This is a genomic window from Corallibacter vietnamensis (assembly GCF_039537875.1).
In the GTDB taxonomy this organism is placed as follows: domain Bacteria; phylum Bacteroidota; class Bacteroidia; order Flavobacteriales; family Flavobacteriaceae; genus Corallibacter; species Corallibacter vietnamensis.
In genome coordinates this window covers 14,371-34,304 of record NZ_BAABBI010000006.1, presented here as the reverse complement: position 1 = coordinate 34,304, position 19,934 = coordinate 14,371, and the positions used below count along the sequence as shown (strand labels likewise).

The following is a 19,934-nucleotide window of genomic DNA, read 5'->3' as shown; positions in this document are numbered from 1 at the left end:
AAATTTAGATAGACTCTAAAATACGAAACTAAAACTTAATATTGCGCCATTTATTAGAGTGCATTGGTGCTACTCTGTTTAACGTGCTTACTAGGTTTGATATATTTACACTTGGACCATCAGTAAATATTTGCTCTATTTCATCTGCTTTGGCATCAAAAAACGTACGTAATAAGAAAGAGTTAGGTCGTCTGCTATTCATTTCGTTGAATAACGCTATAGAATTAGCTATACTTTCTTTGGCGTCTTTTCTTTTTTCACTCATAATGTCTAACCCATTTCTATGGTAGTCGTACATGACTTTTCTGTATTCTTTAAATGTTGAAGATAACAAGTTATCTATCAAAGCAAACCTACTCTGTAAGCCATCTTCTAACTTCCATCCTTTTAAATTTGCTTGTTGTGAATAGTTTACTATAGTTTGAGCTTGTTTGTAATACACATCGCCTCCATTTGGAGCAAAGGTATCTGCATCCATACCTAAAATTATATTAACATGAAATGCTAATACTGAAATTAAATTTGATTGAAATTGATTTGGGTTGTAAATCAGGTTTTGAAACTCTAAATAAACAAAGCTAAAATCTTTATCATTGACGTTATAAACTGGTGATGTATAGGTTGAACCAAAAACGGGTCTAGATGATTGCACCTGTATTGTTGCAGTAAATGCATTTCCAGAATACGAAGTCACATTAATATACATACTACATGCTATTCGTTCTTGTGTGCTAAAAACCTTATTTGTCCACTTTGTATTGTTTATAAACTCATTAAGTTGTCTTTCTAAAGTTTTAAAAACTGGCAGGTTTTCATTACCTGTTTGTGTTGCATTTACAACTACCGAACAGTTTAATTCTTGAGAAAACGAAGTAAATGTTATAATACTAAAAAAGAATATAAATAGTATGTTACGCATTGATTTGATGTATTATTTCCTTAAGTATATCACTAGCAACCTCTTGTTTAGACTTTAATTCATATTGGGTTACTCGGTCTTTATTATCTATCAAAGTTACTTTATTGGTTTCTGTTTTAAAACCTGCACCTTTATCATTTAACGAATTTAAAACAATTAAGTTTAAATTCTTCTTTTTTAGTTTAGCTTTTGCGTTTTCTAGCTCGTTATTTGTTTCTAGGGCAAAGCCTACTAAAAATTGATTTGTTTTAGTTTTACCTAAAGATGCTAAAATATCTTTTGTTTTTTCTAACTCTAAAGTTAACGTACTATCTGCCTTTTTTATTTTTTGAGTTGCAACATGTTTTGGTTTATAGTCGGCTACAGCGGCTGCAAATATTGCTATATCTGCATCTGGAAACGCAGCACTAGCCTGTTGATACATATCTTCAGCACTCGTTATATGAGTTACATGTATTAAGCTATGAGATACTTTTTGTTGGGTTGGTCCAGAAATTAATGTTACTTCTGCACCTAAAGAAGCGGCTTTTTTTGCTATCTCAAACCCCATTTTACCACTTGAATGATTCCCAATAAAACGAACTGGATCTATGGCCTCATAGGTTGGCCCGGCAGTAATTAAAACTTTTTTTCCTTTTAAAGGCAACTTGTTTAAAATATCATTCTCAATAAACGTCAAGATATCTTCTGGCTCTGCCATACGTCCTTCTCCTACCAAGCCACTTGCTAGTTCACCACTAGTTGCCGGAATCATTATATTTTTAAATTCTTTTAGCTTTTGAAATGATTGTAATGTAGACGGATGCTTATACATATCAAGATCCATAGCTGGTGCAAAATATACAGGACATTTTGCTGATAAATACGTTGCTAAAAGTAAGTTATCGCAAACGCCATTTGCCATTTTTGACAAAGTGTTTGCTGTTGCAGGTGCTATAACAAAATAATCTGCCCAAAGTCCTAAATCTACATGGTTATTCCATACTGCATTGTCGTCATCTTCATTGTAAAAAGATGACTGTACAGGGTTTTTAGAGAGCGTTGATAAAGTTAAAGGCGTTATGAAGTCTTTAGAAGCAGGCGTCATAACGACCTTTACGCTTGCGCCTGCTTTAATAAATAATCTAACCAGATTAGCTGTCTTGTAAGCAGCTATACCAGCACTAATGCCTAGAAGTATATTTTTGCCACTTAATATAGACATATACTACTGTTGCGTATCTTCTTCAGTGTTTCTATGGTATATTTTACCATCTAACCACTCTTGCACAGCTAGTGCGTGTGGTTTTGGTAATTTTTCATAAAACTTAGATACTTCTATTTGTTCTTTGTTTTCGAAAATTTCTTCAAGACTATCATTGTAAGTAGCGAACTCTTCAAGTTTTTCTATTAATTCTTTTTTTATTTCAGAATTAATTTGCTCTGCTCTTCTTGAAATGATAGATATTGACTCATAAATGTTTCCTGTAGCTTCGTCTACTTTGTTTCTATTATAAGTTGTTGTGTTAACAGGTGCGTTGATTTTTTTTAAATCCATGTGTTACGTGTATTAACTTTTAGTGCTGTAATTTTCTAATTCTTTGTCAATGTTTTCAGCCATTTTATTAGCTTCTTCTATCCTTTCAGAACTAGCATATGATTTTACGAATGTATTGTAGTATTTTTTTGCTGTTTCTAGACGTTCTTCTTTTTTATACTCAACACTATTCATTGCTAATTTGTAGGCAGAATCTAACTTATAAAAAAATGCTTCTTCTCTAAAACTTGATCCTGGATAATCAAATATAAAGTTTTCAAAAGCTTTTATTGGAGCTGTATAATCTCTTGTAAATCCAGCTATTCTGTTGTAATTTTTTGCTATTTCAAAAGCTTTTTTCTCTAATTTATAATCTAATTCTTTAACTAGCTCGTTTGCCTCTGCTATGTAGCTAGAATTAGGATATGAGTTGATAAACAACTGTAGCTTTTCTATAGCGTCTTTTGTTTCTTTTTGCTCTTTGCTATAAATAAAATCGTCTGATACTATGTAAGCACTTTTTGCACTTAAAAAAGCTGCTTCTTCAAGCTTTTCACTATTAGGATAAGCTGCAACAAAACGTTCAAATTGGTAACTAGCTAAATAATATTCTCCCATTTCGTAAAATGTCATAGAATATAAATACATAAGTTTTTCGGCTTGTGGTTTACCTCTGTAGTTAGGTACTATTTGCACAAATAACTTATTAGCTTTTGAGTATTTACCTTCATTAAATTTTTGCTCTCCTACTTTAAATTTTGTTGCGATATCTTCAGACTTTAATGCCTTTTGGTATTCACTACAAGAACTTAAAATAGTGCAGGTTAATATGATGTAAAAAAAATTCTTCATAGGTATATAACAAGATGCAAAATTACGTTAATAATATGGATTTTAAAAATATTTTATTTTGCTAAAATAATTGATGCATCCCGCTTGTAAACATGTTTAAGTATAATTTAACTTTTACTAGAAACTTTTTATAAATAAGGCGATTTTTTCTTTTAAAGTTTCAGTTGCTTCAACAAGTGGTAACCTTACTTTATCACGACATAAGTTTAGTTGCTCTAAAACCGCTTTAATTCCTGCTGGATTGTTTTCAGAAAAGATAAGTTTTATAACATCCATAAGCTTAAAATGTAAGGCATATGCTTCTTTTGCTTTCCCTTGTAAACCTAAACGAATCATTTGAGAGAATTCTTTAGGAAACGCTTGCCCTATAACAGATATAACGCCTGAACCGCCTGCTAAAACAACGCCTAATGCTAGGTCATCATCACCTGATATTATCATGAAATCTTCAGGTTTATCTTTTAATAATTGTAAATATTGTGTCACATTACTTCCTGCTTCTTTTACAGCTATTATGTTCTCAAAATTATTTGCTAACCTAACAATTGTTGCTGGCAACATGTTTGAAGCTGTTCTGCCAGGCACATTGTATAGTATAATATCAACAGGTGATGCTTCTGATATTGCTTTAAAATGTTGATAAATTCCTTCTTGTGTTGGCTTACTATAATAAGGAGAAACAGACAGTATCGCTGTCATAGCACTTAAGTCTGTAGCTTTTATTTCTTCAATAACTTGAGCTGTATTATTTCCTCCTATTCCTAATACTAAAGGAACTCTGTTGTTATTTGTTTTTACAATGGTTTCAGTTATAGCTTGTTTTTCAGCCTTTGTTATTGTTACACTTTCTCCTGTGGTTCCTGATATTACAATATAATCGGTACCATTATCAATATTATAGTTAACTATATTTGCTAAAGCTTCGTGATCTACACTTAAATCATTTTTAAATGGTGTTACTATAGCTACTCCAGTTCCTTCTAGTTTTTTCATTCTTTAATTTTATTTAATACGGTTAGGTATTTATATAGTTCGTTTTTAAAGGCTTCTACGTTTTGTAAATCTGTATTTATTATTAGATCATTAAGCCGTTTGTCATTTTGAAAAATGCTAGTTTTAAATACTGATTTTGAAGCTGCTGTTATATATTTTAACGTTGTTACATCTGTGCTATAATAACTTATTAGCAAGTCAAATTCGGTGTTTATAAATGTTTGTAACTCGGCATTTTTAACACGTCCATTCCATGTAAAATCATTAGGATTAAAACAAACATCCCACGCATACGTCATTTCCTTTTTTGACGATGTATATGCAATGATTTTTAACTTATTTGGTGAAATTTTTAGTCTTGTTGCTAAAGTTTTTAAAAATTCAAAATCATTCTCTTCATCTGCGCTTAAGATAATTCCCACAGATTCAATTTTTTTGTCGCTAAATTTTAATTGGCGATTTTTTAAAAATGAACTTAACTGTTTTTTAATAGATTTTTCTTTAAAACCCTTTAAAATCATTATATCTTTATACTTTGTACAAAGGTAGTAAAAGTACACACAAAAGATTATTAAAACTTACAAGTTTCATGATGAATTTTAAACCAATTTTAATTCTTGTTATCACGCTATGCTTTTTGAGTTGCAAACAAGAGAAAATGCAGGTTACTCGCATTGAAGGAAAACAAATCTCTATTTCTGATAGCTTAAAAGCTAATACTGAAATTGAAACCTTTATAAAACCTTACAGAGATCATGTAAATCAAGATTTAGATAGCGTGATTTCTTTTTCAAAGGAAACCTACTCAAAAAAAGACGGCGAGTTAAATACTGCTATAGGAAACTTGTTTGCTGATGCCATTTTTGAGCAATGCAACCCTATATTTAATAATATGACCAACAATGATATTGATATTGTTCTTATAAATCATGGTGGAATTCGCTCTATAATATCAAAAGGAAATATTACAAGAAGAACCGCTTTTAAACTTATGCCGTTTGAGAACAGTGTTGTTGTTGCTTCACTAAACGGACATGCTGTAAATGAACTAGTTTCTTACTTAAGCAAAGCCAAAAGAGCTCACCCTATTCACGGCCTAAAAATAGCTTTAGATAATGACTACAACCTTATTGAAGCTACCATAAATAATCAACCTATAGATACTACAAAAACATATTATGTAGCAACTAATGATTACCTATATAATGGAGGTGATCACATGGATTTTTTCAAAGCTAGTGATACTATGTATAATTTAAATTATAAAATTAGAAATGTATTATTAGATTACTTTAAAAAAACTGATACCATACAACCAGAAATTGACGACCGATTTATAAAAGCAAACAACATCAAGTAATGAAACGTAGAGATTTTATACAACAAACCACTGCTGCAACCTCCTTATTAACACTTGGTGGTTTAGGCCTACAAGCATTTAGCAAACCTAATCATAGTAAACAAATTACCATTTTACACACCAACGATGTTCACAGTCATATTGATGCCTTTGGTCCTGATGATGGAAAAAACCCTAATAAAGGTGGTGTTGCAAGGCGAGCTACACTTATAGATAATATTAAAAAAGAAAATCCTAATACACTTTTACTTGATGCTGGCGATATTTTTCAAGGCACACCTTATTTTAATTATTATGGTGGTGAACTCGAGTTTAAATTAATGAGTAAATTAAAATATGACGCTGCAACTATAGGTAATCATGATTTTGACAATGGTATTGATGGACTTTATGCTCAATTACCTTATGCAAAATTCGATTTCTTATCTGCTAACTACGACTTTTCTAACACCATAATGGACACACATGTTAAGCCCTATAAAGTTTTCAATAAAGCTGGGTTAAAAATTGGCGTATTTGGTTTGGGCATTGAGCTTAATGGTCTTGTATTAAAAAGCGCTTATAAAGAAACCAGATATTTAGATCCTATTGAAATAGCTCAAGATATGAGTAGAACTTTAAAAGAAAATGAACAATGCGATTTAATTATCTGTTTATCGCATCTTGGTTACTATTACGGCGATGATTCTAAAAAAGTATCTGATTTAGTAATCGCAAAAAACACTAAAGATATTGACCTAATAATAGGTGGTCACACACACACGTTTTTACCAAAACCTACCATTGTAAAAAATGTAAATGGTAACAATATGCTTGTAAACCAAGTAGGATGTTATGGTATTAATTTAGGAAGAATTGACTTCTATTTTGATAATGATAAAAATAAAACAGCTACAGGCAAATCTATAATTGTTTAGACCTTAAGCAGCAATAGGGTCATTGTTTGTACGCTCAATAGACAGTCTTGATTTTACAGATTGATTGTTGAGCATTTTACTTTCATTTACAACACAACCTATTAAAAAGAATAAACCAACAGCGTGCAACACTCTATCAATTAATACAAAGCTCCAGTCATATATATAATAGTTGCTGATGTAAAATAGAACATCTGAAAAGACAAAACATAACGATGTCACTAAAAACATTATAGATTGCTTTGTTTCAAAATTTAAATACACAACAAACGCTACAAACGCTAGCACAACAAGCGCTATACTTCTAGCGCCAAAAGCAATAACCTCAACTTCATCAGCTATTTGAGCTTGCAAAACCGTGAATAAAACATACATAAAATAGGCGTTTATTGCAAAAACCACCGTTAAGTAAGCTCCTATAATTTTATCAAAATTTATTTTGTGGATTCGAGTAATAGCAACATAAACTAAACATACATAGCTTAAAAAATAAGCAATACTAGAACTCTCAATTAGTAATTCGTTGTCAAAAAACACCGATGACAAATCTCCTAAAAAAGAAAATATTAAAAACCCTACAACAGCGGCTTCAATACGCTTGTGCCTTGTTAGAAAATACATTAAAAAAATTGGAATAAGTAAGGATTTTGTTAGCTTTTCTAACAATTCAAAGTGACCTAATGTAGCCATAACATTAACCACAATAAGTACTAATAAGACACACAATAATATCTTATTATAACTAATTTTTAGCCATTCTTTCACAGTAGATTATTTATAAGTAGGTGTAGCAAATATACACATTTTCATCGAAAATTAATGCGCTTCGTCGAATAAAATGTTAAATTTCTAGATTTACAAAGTCTTTTAAAATCAAAAATGTTAGCACAGTATTTGTTTTTCGTCAAAAAAAAGAAAAACATGAAGCGTTACACATCTATTGCTTTAAGAATAATAGTAGCCATAATATTATTACAAACTTTAAGATTTAAATTTACAGCACATCCTGATAGTGTGTATATTTTTTCAAAAGCTGGACTTGAGCCCTACGGAAGAATACTAATAGGTATATTAGAATTAATTTCAAGTATCTTGTTATTAAGAAACAAGACAGCATGGATAGGCGCTGTATTAACGTCAGGCATAATTGGTGGCGCCATATTTTTACACTTAACAAAAATAGGAATTCAAGTAAATAACGATAACGGAGTACTTTTTATAACTGCTATAATCACCTTTATATTATCTATAATCATAATTTACATACACAGAAAAGATCTTCCTAGCTTAAGTAAATTTTTATAGGCTTGTTTTCTATTTTAGATTGATAATAGAAGAACAAAAAAGCTATAACAAACAAAAAAGTAGATGCAACTTGCAACAACGTGCGCTCTGAAATATAGTAATAAGCAATTTGTATAACTTCTGAAAACACAATAAACAACGAGCCTATAAATAATAATAAAGATTTTTTACTTTCATTATGCAAATAGTTTACTAATGACACCGAAAGTAATATTAAAATAATGATGTTGTAAAGTGCCTCAATATAATACAAGTAAGAACCAGATAAATACGGGTTTACAATAACCATTAACACATAAACTATGTAAGCATTAAGGATTGTTAGGACCACCAAGTGTACCATGTAATTTTTTAAAACATCTTTTATGCTAATACTTTTAAACACTTCCAACAACAAAAACAAATAACCTGCTATATACAAAAGGTTGCCAAAAGTATAATATAAGTCAAAAGACAAATCAGATTCTAAATGAACCTCTATAAAGCTTAAAACATCTGAAAAGGAAAATAATAATAAAAACCAAACAAAATACTTAGATTTTTTGGTAACCGAAATAAAATAAAAAACTGTTATTGTGGGCACGATACAAGACTTAAACACACGAGATAAAATCTCGCGTTGATTAAACTCAAGCACAACAGATACAGCACACAACAATAGTATAACTACTATTAAAATATTTGACCTGTTCATTATTTATAATTAATTTACACTGAAGCAAATATAGATATATAATTACAATTTATCGATAAAAAAATACTTTTTATCTAATAAAAATCATTTTACTTGTATTTTTTGTAAGAATTCACTTTCTGACAATAATTCTATATTTAGCTTTTCTGCTTTTTCTTTTTTACTTGGTCCCATATTAGCTCCCGCTACTATATAGCTGGTTTTTGATGAAATTGAAGAAGATACTTTACCACCATTATCTTCTATAAGTTTCTTTAACTCATTTCTAGAAACGTTTTCAAAAACACCAGAAACAACAAATGTTAAACCCTCTAATTTGTTCGTTTGATTTGCTAGCTTTTCTGCTGAAATTTCTAATTGCACACCAAAGCGTTTTAATCGCTCAATAATCAACATATTCTCTTCTGATGCAAAAAACATCAAAACACTTTCTGCAATTTTCACTCCTATCTCATCAACATTTACCAAATCATCATGAGACGCATTTGCAATATTTTGAATAGATTTATAATGTTTAGCTAATTTTTTGGCTACAGTCTCACCAACATATCTAATACCTAAAGCATATAAAACGCGTTCAAAAGGAATTTGTTTTGAAGCTTCTATTCCATTAATTAAATTTTCAGCACTCTTTTGAGCCATACGTTCTAATGGTAAAACATCATTTATTGTAAGCTCATATAAATCTGAATAATTACTTATAAGACCTGCATTTACCAATAAAGTCACTGTTTCTCCTCCTAAACCATCAATATCCATTGCTTTTCTAGAGATATAGTGCTGTATTCTTCCTATGATTTGTGGCTTACAACCGTTATAATTAGGACAGTAATGTTGAGCCTCGCCTTCGGTTCTAACTAATTCTGTTTCGCATTCAGGACAACGAGTAATATAATTGGTTGGTTGAGAATCTTGAGGACGCTTTGTTAAATCTACAGCAATAATTTTTGGTATAATTTCTCCTCCCTTTTCAACAAAAACTTCATCTCCAACACGAATATCTAATTTTTCTATTTGATCTGCATTATGCAAAGAAGCTCTTTTTACTGTAGTTCCTGCTAACTCAACAGGCTCTAAATTGGCTACAGGCGTAATAGCTCCTGTTCTGCCTACTTGATAGGTGATTTCGTTAAGTTTGGTTGACACTTGTTCTGCCTTAAACTTATAAGCCATAGCCCATCTTGGCGCTTTTGCTGTATATCCTAATTCTTCTTGCTGGTATAAACTATTTACTTTAATAACAACACCGTCAGTTTCATAAGGTAAGTTATGACGATGCGTATCCCAATAATTAATAAACTCTAAAACCTCATCAATTGAGTTTGCTAATTTTGCAGCATCTGGAACCTTAAATCCCCAGACACGTGCTTTTTGTAAACTCTCAAACTGTGTGGTTATATTTAAGTTTGTTCCTGTTATATTATACAACAAACATTCTAGTGGTCGTTTTGCGACTTCGGCACTATCTTGTAATTTTAAACTACCAGATGCTGTGTTTCTTGGATTTCTGTATGGCTCTTCTCCTATTTCAATTCGAGCTTCATTCATTTTATGAAACCCATCAAAAGGTAAAACAATTTCTCCACGGATATCAAATTTTGACGGATAATCGCCCTTTAATTGTAGTGGTACAGATTTTATCGTTTTTATATTGGTTGTCACATTATCACCCTGAAAACCATCTCCACGTGTAACAGCTCTTAATAGTTTCCCATTTTCATATGTTAAACTTATAGAAGCGCCATCATACTTAAGTTCACAAGTATACTGCACAGGACCATCTACTTGCTTTTTAATTCGGGATTCCCAATCCAACAAGTCTTCTTTAGAGTACGAATTATCCAACGAATACATACGGTGTTCATGAACAATTGTCTCAAAGTTTTTTGTCACTTCTCCTCCAACGCGCAGAGTTGGTGAACTAGCATCATAAAATTCTGGATGTTTTTCCTCTAATACTTGTAACTGTTTTAGTTTTACATCAAAATCAAAGTCACTTATAGTAGGGTTATCAAGAACATAATAGTTATAATTATGTTGACGAAGTTCTTCTCGAAGCTGGTTTATTTGGTCTTGTACTGTCATTTTAAGGCGTTCCTTATTAAACCTTTTAAGGTTGATAAGTCTGTAAAATTATGCATTTTATACCGAACTCCTTAATAGAGTTATTAACAATTAATTAAAATACACTGCTAAAAAAACTATTTTAATTTTCTGTTTATTTTTTTCCAGAGATCATTCTGTTTTTATTGAAAATATCTTGCTTCAAGACAACCTCATTAAAATTATTAGAGATAAACAAATGTTTCATTTCTTCCCCTAAATATTCGTTTATTTCAAAAAATAATGCTCCTTTTTTGTTTAGTTTTTTTTGAGCAAAATGAACTATTGCTTCATAAAATTCTAAAGGATTATCATCTTCGACAAACAAGGCCAAATGTGGTTCATAGTCTAACACATTGGCTTTTATTTCTTGTTTTTCAAGGTTTCTAACGTAAGGCGGATTTGAAACAATAATATCAAAAGCATTTAAATTATTAGCGTTTAATGCTGATACATTTAAAATATCATCTTGAATAAACGTGACATTTACTTTATGGCGTTTAGCATTTTCTTTAGCCACATGTAAGGCTTCAGAAGACACATCTAAAGCATACACACTTGCATTTGGTAAATTTTTAGCAATTGAAATAGCAATACATCCAGTACCTGTACCAATATCTAATATTTTAAGAGGCTTTTCTTTATCAAGAGATAAGCTATGAGATATTACCCATGAAACTAACGCTTCTGTTTCAGGGCGCGGAATTAAGGTATGTTTATTCACATTAAATGTTAAACCATAAAATTCTGTTTCTCCTAGAATATATTGAATTGGTTCATTTTGTTTTAACCTAGCTAAAGCCTCAAACAAACACTGCTCTTCGGTTTTACTTAAGGCTAATTGCGGCTCTAAAACCAATGTGACTCTATTAAACTGAAAATAATACTCTATCAACCAATAGAAAAAACTATCTACCTCGTTTTTTCCGTAAATAGCATCTAACTCTTTGTGGTATATATTTTGAATATCTTTTAAAATCATAAACGTTTTATCATCCAGACATTACAAGAAAAATGTCCAGTATTACCTAATGGCTCTTTTAGTGATTTAAAACCAACCTTTGTATAAAGTTTTGTAGCAGCTTTCATATAAGGTAAAGTTTCTAAATAACATTGTTCAAACCCTAATTCTCTAGCTTTATCAAGACAAGTATTAATCATTTTTTCACCAAGCCCTAGTCCTCTAGCCTCTGGCAAAAAATACATTTTTTGAAGCTCACAAACATTTTCATCACAGTTGTCTAATTGAGCAATACCAGCACCTCCTATTACTTTTTTATTTGAAGAAACCACAAAATAAGCCGCTTTTGGCTTACTATAGGTTTCAGCCATGCAGTCAAGGGTTTTATCTTCATAAGCTGTTCCTACTTTTGGCGCTCCCAACTCAACCAACACATCACGAATCACTTGAGCAATTTCCTTATTATCTGCTGGAGTAATATCTCTAATCACAATATTATCACGGCTCATTTTATTATCTTATTTTTGCGCCCGTGAAGATACATGAAAAATACATAAAACGCTGTATTGAAATTGCCAAAAACGGCTTGGGTTCTACAAGACCAAATCCTATGGTAGGCTGTGTTATTGTACACAATAATGCAATAATTGGTGAAGGCTTTACGAGTCCGTATGGCGGAGCTCACGCTGAAGTAAACGCTATAAATGCTGTTAAAAACCAAGCGTTATTACAAGAGGCTACACTTTATGTGACTTTAGAACCTTGTAGTCACTATGGAAAAACGCCTCCTTGCAGCGATTTAATTGTAGAAAAAAAAATCCCCAATGTTATTATTGGCACCATTGATACGCATAGCAAAGTTGCCGGAAAAGGCATAGAGCGACTTAAAAAAGCTGGTTGCAACGTTACTGTTGGCGTATTAGAAAATGCTTGCAAAACACATCATAAACGCTTTTTTACTTTTCATAATAAAAAGCGTCCTTATGTAATTTTAAAATGGGCTGAAACTGCAAATGGCTTTATTGCTCCAAAAACCAAAAACGAAAAGAAACCCGTTTGGATTACTAATTCTTATTCTAGGCAATTGGTACATAAGTGGCGTGCTGAAGAGCAAGCTATTTTAGTTGGCACAAATACTGTTATTGAAGACAATCCTAGCCTGACTGTAAGAGATTGGACTGGAGAAAATCCTGTAAGGATTGTTTTAGACAAAAATGAAATTCTTTCTCAAGACTTGAATGTTTTTAGTAACGAAGCTAAAACCATTCTTGTTAAAGAAACATCTGCTAAATCTATTTGCGACTTATTATTTAAGGCAGATATAAACTCTGTAATAATTGAAGGTGGCAGCAAAACTTTACAACGTTTTATTAATGAAAATCTTTGGGACGAAGCTCGTATTTTTATTGGCGACACAACATTTGATGATGGTATAAAAGCACCTGATTTAATTGGAGAATTAACTTCAAAACAACACATAAAACAAGATATCTTAAAAGTATACGCTAACAATAATTCTAACTAAAAAAATAATTGTAAAGCATATATCACTACAACTTACATAGTATGATAAAAACATTAATTTTTGATTTTGGCGATGTATTTATAAACCTTGACAAACAAGGTGCCATCACAAATGCTCTAAACCTATTTGAAATTGAAACATTTCCTGAAGAACTTACAGCTATAAACAGCTTATACGAACAAGGACTAATCTCTACAAATGAGTTTCTGGAATTCTATCAAGATAATTTTCCTGCTTTAGATAAAAGCTCAATATTAGATGCTTGGAATTGCATTTTAAAAGATTTTCCTAGTCATAGATTAGAATTCATACAACAACTTAAAAATGATAAGCAATACAACCTTATACTTTTAAGCAATACAAATGAACTTCATATAGAATGGATAAAAAATGAAATTCGTTTTTACGAAGATTTTAAAAACTGCTTTAACAAATTCTATTTATCTCACGAAATAAACTTAAGAAAACCAGACACAGCTATTTATGATTTTGTATTGAAAGAAAACAACCTAGCTCCTGAAACATGTTTATTTATTGATGACTTAAAAGAAAATACCGACAGTGCTGCTCTTTTAGGTATTAACACTTGGAACATAAATCCAGAAACAGATGATGTAACACAGTTATTTATTACTAACAAACATTTATTTTAAGCATGTATTTACTTTGTAGTATAGTCTGCTCCACCCTTATTTTTGTAATATTTAAGCTACTTCAAGCTTATAATATAAAAACACTTCAGGTTATCGTAATAAACTATTTTTTTGCGTGTATTACAGGTTTAATAACCTACGGAGGAAATATCACAGTAAATAACACCATAAAATCGCCTTGGTTTTATGGCGCTGTTTTTTTAGGGTTTTTATTTATCTCTATCTTTTTTGTAATGGCTAAAACATCACAGCAAAATGGTGTTTCTGTTGCTTCTGTTGCATCTAAAATGAGTGTTATAATCCCTATTATATTTGGCATTTATGTATATCATGAAAGTACTGGTTTACAAAAAATAATTGGGATTTTACTAGCGCTTACAGCAGTATACTTAACATCTATAAAATCAGCATCAAAGATAGATTTCAAAAAAAATCTTTTATTTCCTATCATTTTATTCTTTGGCTCTGGTATTATTGATACTTCTATAAAGTATTTAGAGACAACTTATGTTCCTGAAAATGGTATTCCATTGTTTTCAGCAACCATTTTTTGTATTGCAGCTATAATAGGCGTATGTACTCTAGTGATAAAAAAAGAATTACTAATCACACCACGAGCTTTTGTAAGTGGCATTATTTTAGGCATTGTGAACTTTGGTTCAATTTTCTTTTTATTAAAAGCTTTAGATCATGAGCTTTTTGAAAGCTCTACGTTATTCACCATAAATCACGTAGGCGTAGTCATGCTATCTACTTTTACAGGCTTGTTATTTTTTAAAGAAAATCTATCAAAAACTAATTGGATAGGTATTGTAATTGCCGTAATATCTATAATACTTGTAACTCTTACGTAATGAAAGATACATACAGAACTATTACTAAACCTAGCGAAGAAGTACTTTTTAAAGATAAAAACAGTAAGTTTTTTGGGTATGCTTTCCCAGTAACTTCTGAAGACGAAGTAAAAGAACATCTTGAAACCATAAAAAAACAACATCATACAGCAAGACATTGGTGTTATGCTTATCAAATAGGCACAAGTGAAAACAATATCCTGTTTAGAGCTAATGATGACGGTGAACCAAATAATAGTGCTGGAATGCCTATTTATGGTCAAATTCAATCCTTTGAAATAACAAACACACTCATTATTGTAGTTCGTTATTTTGGTGGCGTTAAACTTGGTGTTGGCGGACTTATAAATGCTTATAAAACTACAGCTCAATTAGCTTTAGAAAACTCTAAAATAGTTACAAAAACAATAAATACTCAATACCTAATAACATTTGATTACAAAAACATGAACAAAGTTATGCGTGTTGTAAAAGAAAAAAACCTAAATGTTATAAATCAAAAACTAGAGCTAGATTGCCAACTTACAATAAGTGTTAGACAAAAAGAAGCAAAAAGCATATTTGATATTATAAAAAACATTTATGAAGTAAGTATTAAAGAACTTTAACTACAGTTTCTCCAAAATATACTCCGGACATTTAATAGGACGTTTAGTTTTCATATCTACAAACGCCAAAACCGTGTTTGCAGTAGCCAAAACAATACCTGTTTCGCTACGTATTTCATAGTTAAATTCAATCTTTACCGAAGGTGCTCTTTTTAACTGTGTTCTTACCGTAATAACGTCGTCATAAAGAATAGATTTTTTAAAATTAATGTTCATAGAGATAACAGGTAACATAACACCGTTATCTTCCATAGATTTGTAAGAAATTCCTTTTTTTCTCAACCACTCTGTCCTACCTATTTCTAGGTATAATGCGTAATTACCGTGATGTACAACACCCATCTGGTCTGTTTCACCATATCTAATTCTTATTGGAATTTCATCAAAAACCGTCATCTTATTTAAATATTTTTTTGTAGTTTAGGCATGCTTTTAAACATGAGAAAAAATTTCTTAAAATTCAATAGGTATTGATTTTTTTTTTTAGAATTTTGTTCACATATTTGCTCAGCTATAAATCAACAGAGAATATCAGGTCTCTTCAATAACTAACTAGTAAAACCTTTTAACTAATAATGAGTGTAACTGCGAAATCGGTATGGAATAATTGTCTTGAATTTATAAAGGATAACATCCAACCGCAAGCATACAAAACATGGTTTGAACCTATTGTAGCAGTAAAACTTACAGACAACGCATTGAGCATTCAAGTACCTAGTAAATTTTTTTACGAGTGGCTTGAAGAACACTATGTTAAGATTTTAAAAGTTGCACTTACTAAAGAACTTGGAGACACAGCCAAACTTGTTTACATTATAAAAATGGAAAACACGTATGGTAACAAACAACCTTTTACAGAACGTATACCTAGTTCTAATAGAAGCGCTGTAAAAGCTCAAGATGTTGATATTCCTCTAAACAATAAAAGCCCTGAATTAAAAAACCCTTTCGTTATTCCTGGAATTCGAAATGTCAAAATAGAGTCGCAACTTAATCCTAGTTATAACTTTGAAAATTTCCTAGAAGGAGACTCTAATCGTTTAGCTCGTAGTGCTGGTTTAGCTGTAGCCTCAAAACCAGGAGGCACATCATTTAATCCGCTACTAGTTTTTGGTGGTGTTGGTTTAGGAAAAACCCATTTAGCGCATGCTATTGGTATTGATATTAAAGATAAATATCCTGAAAAAACAGTTTTATATATTTCAGCTGAAAAGTTTACACAACAATATATAGAGTCTGTTAAGAAAAATAATAGAAATGATTTTATACATTTTTATCAAATTATTGATGTGTTAATCATTGATGATGTACAGTTTTTATCAGGAAAAACTGGTACTCAAGATGTATTTTTCCACATCTTCAACCATTTACATCAAAACGGTAAACAAGTGATATTAACAAGTGACAAAGCTCCTGTTGATATGCAAGATATAGAACAACGTTTACTATCAAGGTTTAAATGGGGACTTTCTGCAGAACTACAAAGTCCTGCCTTTGAAACACGTGTATCTATATTAAAAAACAAACTATACAGAGATGGTGTTGATATGCCAGACGAAATTGTAGATTACGTAGCCAAACATATTAAAACAAATATTAGAGAATTAGAAGGAGCTATTATTTCCTTAATCGCGCAATCTTCTTTCAATAAAAAAGAAATTACAATTGATCTTGCAAAACAAGTTGTTGAGAAATTTGTTAAAAACACTAAACGTGAAGTTTCTATAGATTATATTCAAAAAGTGGTATCTGACTATTTCCAAATGGATATTGATACTTTACAATCTAAAACAAGAAAACGTCACATTGTTCAAGCAAGACAGCTTGCTATGTTTTTTGCTAAAAAATTCACAAAAGCTTCACTTGCTAGTATTGGCTCTCAAATAGGAAAAAGAGATCATGCCACAGTTTTGCATGCTTGTAAAACTGTAGATAACTTATCTGCAACAGACAAGCAATTTAGAAAGTACGTAGAAGACTTAACAAAAAAGCTTTCTGTATAAAAACCTTTTTCGATGACTAAAATACTCATGGTTTGTTTAGGAAATATTTGTCGTTCTCCTTTGGCCGAAGGTATTTTACGAAGCAAACTTTCTGAAAATGTCCTTGTAGACTCTGCAGGAACTAGCAATTACCATGTAGGTGACGCTCCAGATAAACGCTCTATTGCAGTTGCTAAAAAATATGGTATCGATATTTCTAATCTTAAAGGAAGACAATTCTCTACTGAAGACTTTGATACTTTTGATTTAATTTACGTGATGGATGAATCAAATTATGAAAACGTTATAAAACAGTCTAGAACTCCTGAAGATATTGCTAAAGTTAAATACATACTTAACGAGATATATCCCAATCAAAACCACAGTGTTCCAGATCCTTACTATGGTGGCGAACAAGGCTTTGAAAATACTTACAAAATGCTTGATGAGGCATGTAATGAAATTGCATCAAAACTTCAACACTAACATTAAGACTTTAAAATATTTTAAGTTTACTAGCTTTTTTTTGTATTTTACCATAGTGCTAATCTTTAAAATTGATACTTATGAAAAAGCTATATACTAGTATTCTATTACTTACCTATTCAATTGTATCAATATCTCAAAGCATTGATATCGAGCCCTATGCTTCTGGGTTCACAAACCCTGTAAGTATAAAACATGCCGGAGACAACAGACTCTTTATTGTTGAACGAGCTGGTGTAATAAAAATTGTAAACAATGATGGAAGCACAAACCCAACGCCTTTTATAGATATTAACACATTAGTTTCAAATAGCGGAGGTGAACGAGGTTTGCTAGGTTTAGCTTTTCATCCTAACTACCTAACAAACGGTTTTTTCTATGTTAATTATATAAACAATAACGGGGATACCGTTATTTCTAGGTTTGTAACAAACCCTCCAGATGATAACACTGCAAATCCTAGTACAGAAGAAATATTACTTACCATAGCTCAACCTTACTCTAATCATAATGGAGGTGATATCGCTTTTGGCAGCGATGGCTATTTATATATTGCTACAGGTGATGGCGGCTCTGGTGGTGACCCTGAAAACAGATCACAAAATTTGAATTCGCTATTAGGCAAACTATTAAGAATAGATGTAAACACAGCTAGTGGCGGAAACAACTACGGAATTCCTAGCGATAACCCGTTTGTTGGTACAGCAAATGCTAGAGATGAAATTTGGGCTTATGGACTTCGAAATCCATGGCGTTTTTCTTTTGATAGGCAAACTAATGACATTTGGATTGCAGATGTTGGTCAAAATGATATTGAAGAAATAAACATGGTTCCAATTACAACAGCTGGTGTAAATTACGGCTGGAGATGCTATGAAGGAAATTCGGCTTACAATACAACAGGATGTCCTGACGTTAATACAATAACATTTCCGGTAAGTCAATATAGTCATTCTGGAAGTGGCGCTTTTAAATGTTCTATTACAGGCGGATATAGATATCGAGGAACAGCGCAATCAACATTAAGTGGTTTATACTTTTTTGCAGATTATTGCAGTAATGAAATAGGAATTTTAGAATACAATGGCACAACTTGGGATATGTCTTTTACACAACAATACTCGGGCAACAACTGGACTGCTTTTGGAGAAGATGTTGATGGTGAGATTTATGTAGCTGGTTTAAGCTCTGGAAACATTTTTAAAATTGTTGACACCAATTTAAGTACTGATGAATTTAATCTATCATCTATAAAAATGTATCCTAACCCAACAAATGACATGGTATATTTTGACAACTCAAGCGCAACTAATAATATCTCAAAAATAATAATATATAATATTCAAGGTACTGCCATAAAAACAGTAAATAACACTAACAATAGTTCAATTAAAGTATCTACAAAAGATTTAGCTAGCGGATTATACCTCACTGAAATAACTGCTACAAATGGAAAAACATCATTAAAAAAACTTATAATATACTAATGAGCAACCCTAATTCTGGAAACCTATATTTAATACCTACAACGCTAGGCGATAACGAACCTTTAGAAGTTCTTCCTATTTCTGTAAAAAAAACAATAGAAAATATTTCTCATTTTATAGTTGAAAATGAAAAAAGTGCTAGACGATTTATAAAAAAAATCTGCCCTAACAAAAAGCAATCTTCATTAAAGCTGTTTGTTCTAAATAAATTTACAGATGCTTCAGAAATACCTAGTTTTTTAAATCCGTGTAAAGAAGGATTACCAGTTGGATTACTATCTGAAGCTGGTTGCCCTGCTGTTGCCGATCCTGGTTCTGATATAGTTAGAATTGCTCATCAAAACAATATTAAGGTCGTACCTATGGTTGGTCCTTCATCAATTTTAATGGCCGTTATGGGTTCTGGAATGAATGGACAAAGCTTTGCTTTTAACGGCTATTTACCTATAGATAAAGGCGAGAGAAAAAAAGAATTAAAACGATTAGAGCAATTGTCTTTTAAACAAAATCAATCGCAACTTTTTATTGAAACACCTTATAGAAATAACGCAATGCTTGAAGACATATGCCATACACTAAATGAAAATACTTTGGTTTGTATTGCTTGTGACATAACACTATCAACAGAATACATAAAAACTAAAACAGTAAAAGCGTGGAAAAAAAATAATGCAGACCTACATAAAAGACCTGCATTATTTGTAATACATAAAGAGTAA

Annotated in this window: 23 protein-coding genes; 11 read left to right on the top strand and 12 right to left on the bottom strand. The window is 31.3% G+C overall.

Going from position 1 to position 19,934, the window contains the following annotated elements; genetic code table 11:
* Positions 1-28: 28 nt before the first annotated feature.
* From porD to ABD690_RS12710, 6 genes are all read right to left on the bottom strand, one after another.
* On the bottom strand, positions 29-919 hold the full coding sequence (porD, locus tag ABD690_RS12735; RefSeq protein ID WP_344730974.1) for a type IX secretion system protein PorD: 891 nt from the start codon (positions 917-919) through the stop codon (positions 29-31).
* Entirely contained in the window at positions 912-2,123 is a 1,212-nt protein-coding gene (gene coaBC / locus ABD690_RS12730; RefSeq protein ID WP_344730973.1) for a bifunctional phosphopantothenoylcysteine decarboxylase/phosphopantothenate--cysteine ligase CoaBC, read from the bottom strand. The genes porD and coaBC overlap by 8 nt, the downstream gene beginning before the upstream one ends.
* A gap of 3 nt (positions 2,124-2,126) precedes the next feature.
* Positions 2,127-2,456, bottom strand: coding sequence for a DNA-directed RNA polymerase subunit omega (locus ABD690_RS12725; protein WP_344730972.1), 330 nt, complete (start codon positions 2,454-2,456; stop codon positions 2,127-2,129).
* Positions 2,457-2,468: 12 nt separating this feature from the next.
* Complete coding sequence (locus ABD690_RS12720) at positions 2,469-3,287, bottom strand: outer membrane protein assembly factor BamD (protein ID WP_344730971.1); 819 nt, start codon at positions 3,285-3,287, stop codon at positions 2,469-2,471.
* Positions 3,288-3,404: 117 nt separating this feature from the next.
* Positions 3,405-4,280: a 4-hydroxy-tetrahydrodipicolinate synthase gene (dapA, locus tag ABD690_RS12715; protein ID WP_344730970.1), complete on the bottom strand. Its 876-nt coding sequence runs from the start codon at positions 4,278-4,280 to the stop codon at positions 3,405-3,407.
* Positions 4,277-4,801, bottom strand: coding sequence for a DUF6913 domain-containing protein (locus tag ABD690_RS12710; protein WP_418513370.1), 525 nt, complete (start codon positions 4,799-4,801; stop codon positions 4,277-4,279). Before ABD690_RS12710 ends, dapA begins: the two co-directional genes overlap by 4 nt.
* Positions 4,802-4,869: 68 nt before the next feature.
* Between ABD690_RS12710 and ABD690_RS12705 the strand changes: the two genes are divergently transcribed.
* Positions 4,870-5,640 carry a 5'-nucleotidase C-terminal domain-containing protein gene (locus ABD690_RS12705; RefSeq protein ID WP_344730968.1) on the top strand — a complete coding sequence of 257 codons (771 nt, stop codon included), beginning with the start codon at positions 4,870-4,872 and terminating at the stop codon, positions 5,638-5,640.
* Positions 5,640-6,557, top strand: coding sequence for a bifunctional metallophosphatase/5'-nucleotidase (locus ABD690_RS12700; RefSeq protein WP_344730967.1), 918 nt, complete (start codon positions 5,640-5,642; stop codon positions 6,555-6,557). Before ABD690_RS12705 ends, ABD690_RS12700 begins: the two co-directional genes overlap by 1 nt.
* Positions 6,558-6,560: 3 nt before the next feature.
* Here the strand turns inward: ABD690_RS12700 and ABD690_RS12695 are convergent, their stop codons facing one another.
* Positions 6,561-7,322 carry a lysoplasmalogenase family protein gene (locus ABD690_RS12695; protein WP_344730966.1) on the bottom strand — a complete coding sequence of 254 codons (762 nt, stop codon included), beginning with the start codon at positions 7,320-7,322 and terminating at the stop codon, positions 6,561-6,563.
* Positions 7,323-7,478: 156 nt separating this feature from the next.
* Here ABD690_RS12695 and ABD690_RS12690 point away from each other — a divergent pair, with 156 nt between their 5' ends.
* Positions 7,479-7,862 (top strand): DoxX family membrane protein, encoded by a 384-nt coding sequence (locus ABD690_RS12690; protein WP_344730965.1) that lies wholly within the window; start codon positions 7,479-7,481, stop codon positions 7,860-7,862.
* On the opposite strand, the gene ABD690_RS12685 is transcribed toward ABD690_RS12690, so the two are convergent.
* The 4 genes from ABD690_RS12685 to ABD690_RS12670 all read right to left on the bottom strand — a co-directional run bounded on the left by ABD690_RS12685 (position 7,840) and on the right by ABD690_RS12670 (position 12,129).
* Positions 7,840-8,556, bottom strand: a complete 717-nt coding sequence (locus ABD690_RS12685) for a hypothetical protein (protein WP_344730964.1) — start codon at positions 8,554-8,556, stop codon at positions 7,840-7,842. The genes ABD690_RS12690 and ABD690_RS12685 overlap by 23 nt on opposite strands.
* An 84-nt stretch (positions 8,557-8,640) precedes the next feature.
* Entirely contained in the window at positions 8,641-10,641 is a 2,001-nt protein-coding gene (gene ligA / locus ABD690_RS12680; RefSeq protein WP_344730963.1) for an NAD-dependent DNA ligase LigA, read from the bottom strand.
* A gap of 133 nt (positions 10,642-10,774) precedes the next feature.
* Positions 10,775-11,641 (bottom strand): peptide chain release factor N(5)-glutamine methyltransferase, encoded by an 867-nt coding sequence (prmC, locus tag ABD690_RS12675; RefSeq protein ID WP_344730962.1) that lies wholly within the window; start codon positions 11,639-11,641, stop codon positions 10,775-10,777.
* Positions 11,638-12,129: a GNAT family N-acetyltransferase gene (locus ABD690_RS12670; RefSeq protein ID WP_344730961.1), complete on the bottom strand. Its 492-nt coding sequence runs from the start codon at positions 12,127-12,129 to the stop codon at positions 11,638-11,640. Before ABD690_RS12670 ends, prmC begins: the two co-directional genes overlap by 4 nt.
* 23 nt (positions 12,130-12,152) lie before the next feature.
* Here ABD690_RS12670 and ribD point away from each other — a divergent pair, with 23 nt between their 5' ends.
* The 4 genes from ribD to ABD690_RS12650 are packed head-to-tail and all read left to right on the top strand — an operon-like array spanning position 12,153 to position 15,260.
* Positions 12,153-13,145 (top strand): bifunctional diaminohydroxyphosphoribosylaminopyrimidine deaminase/5-amino-6-(5-phosphoribosylamino)uracil reductase RibD, encoded by a 993-nt coding sequence (ribD, locus tag ABD690_RS12665; RefSeq protein WP_344730960.1) that lies wholly within the window; start codon positions 12,153-12,155, stop codon positions 13,143-13,145.
* 41 nt (positions 13,146-13,186) lie between these two features.
* On the top strand, positions 13,187-13,798 hold the full coding sequence (locus ABD690_RS12660; protein ID WP_344730959.1) for an HAD family hydrolase: 612 nt from the start codon (positions 13,187-13,189) through the stop codon (positions 13,796-13,798).
* Positions 13,799-13,800: 2 nt separating this feature from the next.
* A complete protein-coding gene (locus ABD690_RS12655) occupies positions 13,801-14,652 on the top strand; it encodes an EamA family transporter (RefSeq protein ID WP_344730958.1) in 852 nt (283 codons plus the stop codon).
* A complete protein-coding gene (locus ABD690_RS12650) occupies positions 14,652-15,260 on the top strand; it encodes an IMPACT family protein (protein ID WP_344730957.1) in 609 nt (202 codons plus the stop codon). Before ABD690_RS12655 ends, ABD690_RS12650 begins: the two co-directional genes overlap by 1 nt.
* Here the strand turns inward: ABD690_RS12650 and ABD690_RS12645 are convergent, their stop codons facing one another.
* Positions 15,261-15,656, bottom strand: a complete 396-nt coding sequence (locus ABD690_RS12645; protein ID WP_344730956.1) for an acyl-CoA thioesterase — start codon at positions 15,654-15,656, stop codon at positions 15,261-15,263.
* 179 nt (positions 15,657-15,835) lie between these two features.
* On the opposite strand from ABD690_RS12645, the gene dnaA reads away from it, so the two are divergent.
* From dnaA to ABD690_RS12625, 4 genes are all read left to right on the top strand, one after another.
* Positions 15,836-17,263, top strand: coding sequence for a chromosomal replication initiator protein DnaA (gene dnaA / locus ABD690_RS12640; RefSeq protein ID WP_344730955.1), 1,428 nt, complete (start codon positions 15,836-15,838; stop codon positions 17,261-17,263).
* Between the two features lie 12 nt (positions 17,264-17,275).
* Entirely contained in the window at positions 17,276-17,728 is a 453-nt protein-coding gene (locus tag ABD690_RS12635; protein ID WP_344730954.1) for a low molecular weight protein-tyrosine-phosphatase, read from the top strand.
* A gap of 80 nt (positions 17,729-17,808) precedes the next feature.
* Positions 17,809-19,215 carry a PQQ-dependent sugar dehydrogenase gene (locus ABD690_RS12630; RefSeq protein WP_344730953.1) on the top strand — a complete coding sequence of 469 codons (1,407 nt, stop codon included), beginning with the start codon at positions 17,809-17,811 and terminating at the stop codon, positions 19,213-19,215.
* Positions 19,215-19,934 (top strand): SAM-dependent methyltransferase, encoded by a 720-nt coding sequence (locus ABD690_RS12625; RefSeq protein WP_344730952.1) that lies wholly within the window; start codon positions 19,215-19,217, stop codon positions 19,932-19,934. The genes ABD690_RS12630 and ABD690_RS12625 overlap by 1 nt, the downstream gene beginning before the upstream one ends.

What these genes read in the sequence shown, in the direction of transcription:
- ABD690_RS12660 (WP_344730959.1), top strand. Translation starts at nt 13,187, where the DNA reads ATGATAAAAACATTAATTTTTGATTTTGGCGATGTATTTATAAACCTT.
- ABD690_RS12705 (WP_344730968.1), top strand. Translation starts at nt 4,870, where the DNA reads ATGATGAATTTTAAACCAATTTTAATTCTTGTTATCACGCTATGCTTT.
- ABD690_RS12710 (WP_418513370.1), bottom strand. Translation starts at nt 4,801, where the DNA reads ATGATTTTAAAGGGTTTTAAAGAAAAATCTATTAAAAAACAGTTAAGT.
- ABD690_RS12650 (WP_344730957.1), top strand. Translation starts at nt 14,652, where the DNA reads ATGAAAGATACATACAGAACTATTACTAAACCTAGCGAAGAAGTACTT.
- ABD690_RS12725 (WP_344730972.1), bottom strand. Translation starts at nt 2,456, where the DNA reads ATGGATTTAAAAAAAATCAACGCACCTGTTAACACAACAACTTATAAT.
- ABD690_RS12685 (WP_344730964.1), bottom strand. Translation starts at nt 8,556, where the DNA reads ATGAACAGGTCAAATATTTTAATAGTAGTTATACTATTGTTGTGTGCT.
- dapA (WP_344730970.1), bottom strand. Translation starts at nt 4,280, where the DNA reads ATGAAAAAACTAGAAGGAACTGGAGTAGCTATAGTAACACCATTTAAA.
- ABD690_RS12700 (WP_344730967.1), top strand. Translation starts at nt 5,640, where the DNA reads ATGAAACGTAGAGATTTTATACAACAAACCACTGCTGCAACCTCCTTA.
- ABD690_RS12630 (WP_344730953.1), top strand. Translation starts at nt 17,809, where the DNA reads ATGAAAAAGCTATATACTAGTATTCTATTACTTACCTATTCAATTGTA.
- ABD690_RS12720 (WP_344730971.1), bottom strand. Translation starts at nt 3,287, where the DNA reads ATGAAGAATTTTTTTTACATCATATTAACCTGCACTATTTTAAGTTCT.
- dnaA (WP_344730955.1), top strand. Translation starts at nt 15,836, where the DNA reads ATGAGTGTAACTGCGAAATCGGTATGGAATAATTGTCTTGAATTTATA.
- coaBC (WP_344730973.1), bottom strand. Translation starts at nt 2,123, where the DNA reads ATGTCTATATTAAGTGGCAAAAATATACTTCTAGGCATTAGTGCTGGT.
- porD (WP_344730974.1), bottom strand. Translation starts at nt 919, where the DNA reads ATGCGTAACATACTATTTATATTCTTTTTTAGTATTATAACATTTACT.
- ABD690_RS12670 (WP_344730961.1), bottom strand. Translation starts at nt 12,129, where the DNA reads ATGAGCCGTGATAATATTGTGATTAGAGATATTACTCCAGCAGATAAT.
- ABD690_RS12645 (WP_344730956.1), bottom strand. Translation starts at nt 15,656, where the DNA reads ATGACGGTTTTTGATGAAATTCCAATAAGAATTAGATATGGTGAAACA.
- ABD690_RS12690 (WP_344730965.1), top strand. Translation starts at nt 7,479, where the DNA reads ATGAAGCGTTACACATCTATTGCTTTAAGAATAATAGTAGCCATAATA.
- ligA (WP_344730963.1), bottom strand. Translation starts at nt 10,641, where the DNA reads ATGACAGTACAAGACCAAATAAACCAGCTTCGAGAAGAACTTCGTCAA.
- ABD690_RS12625 (WP_344730952.1), top strand. Translation starts at nt 19,215, where the DNA reads ATGAGCAACCCTAATTCTGGAAACCTATATTTAATACCTACAACGCTA.
- ABD690_RS12655 (WP_344730958.1), top strand. Translation starts at nt 13,801, where the DNA reads ATGTATTTACTTTGTAGTATAGTCTGCTCCACCCTTATTTTTGTAATA.
- prmC (WP_344730962.1), bottom strand. Translation starts at nt 11,641, where the DNA reads ATGATTTTAAAAGATATTCAAAATATATACCACAAAGAGTTAGATGCT.
- ABD690_RS12635 (WP_344730954.1), top strand. Translation starts at nt 17,276, where the DNA reads ATGACTAAAATACTCATGGTTTGTTTAGGAAATATTTGTCGTTCTCCT.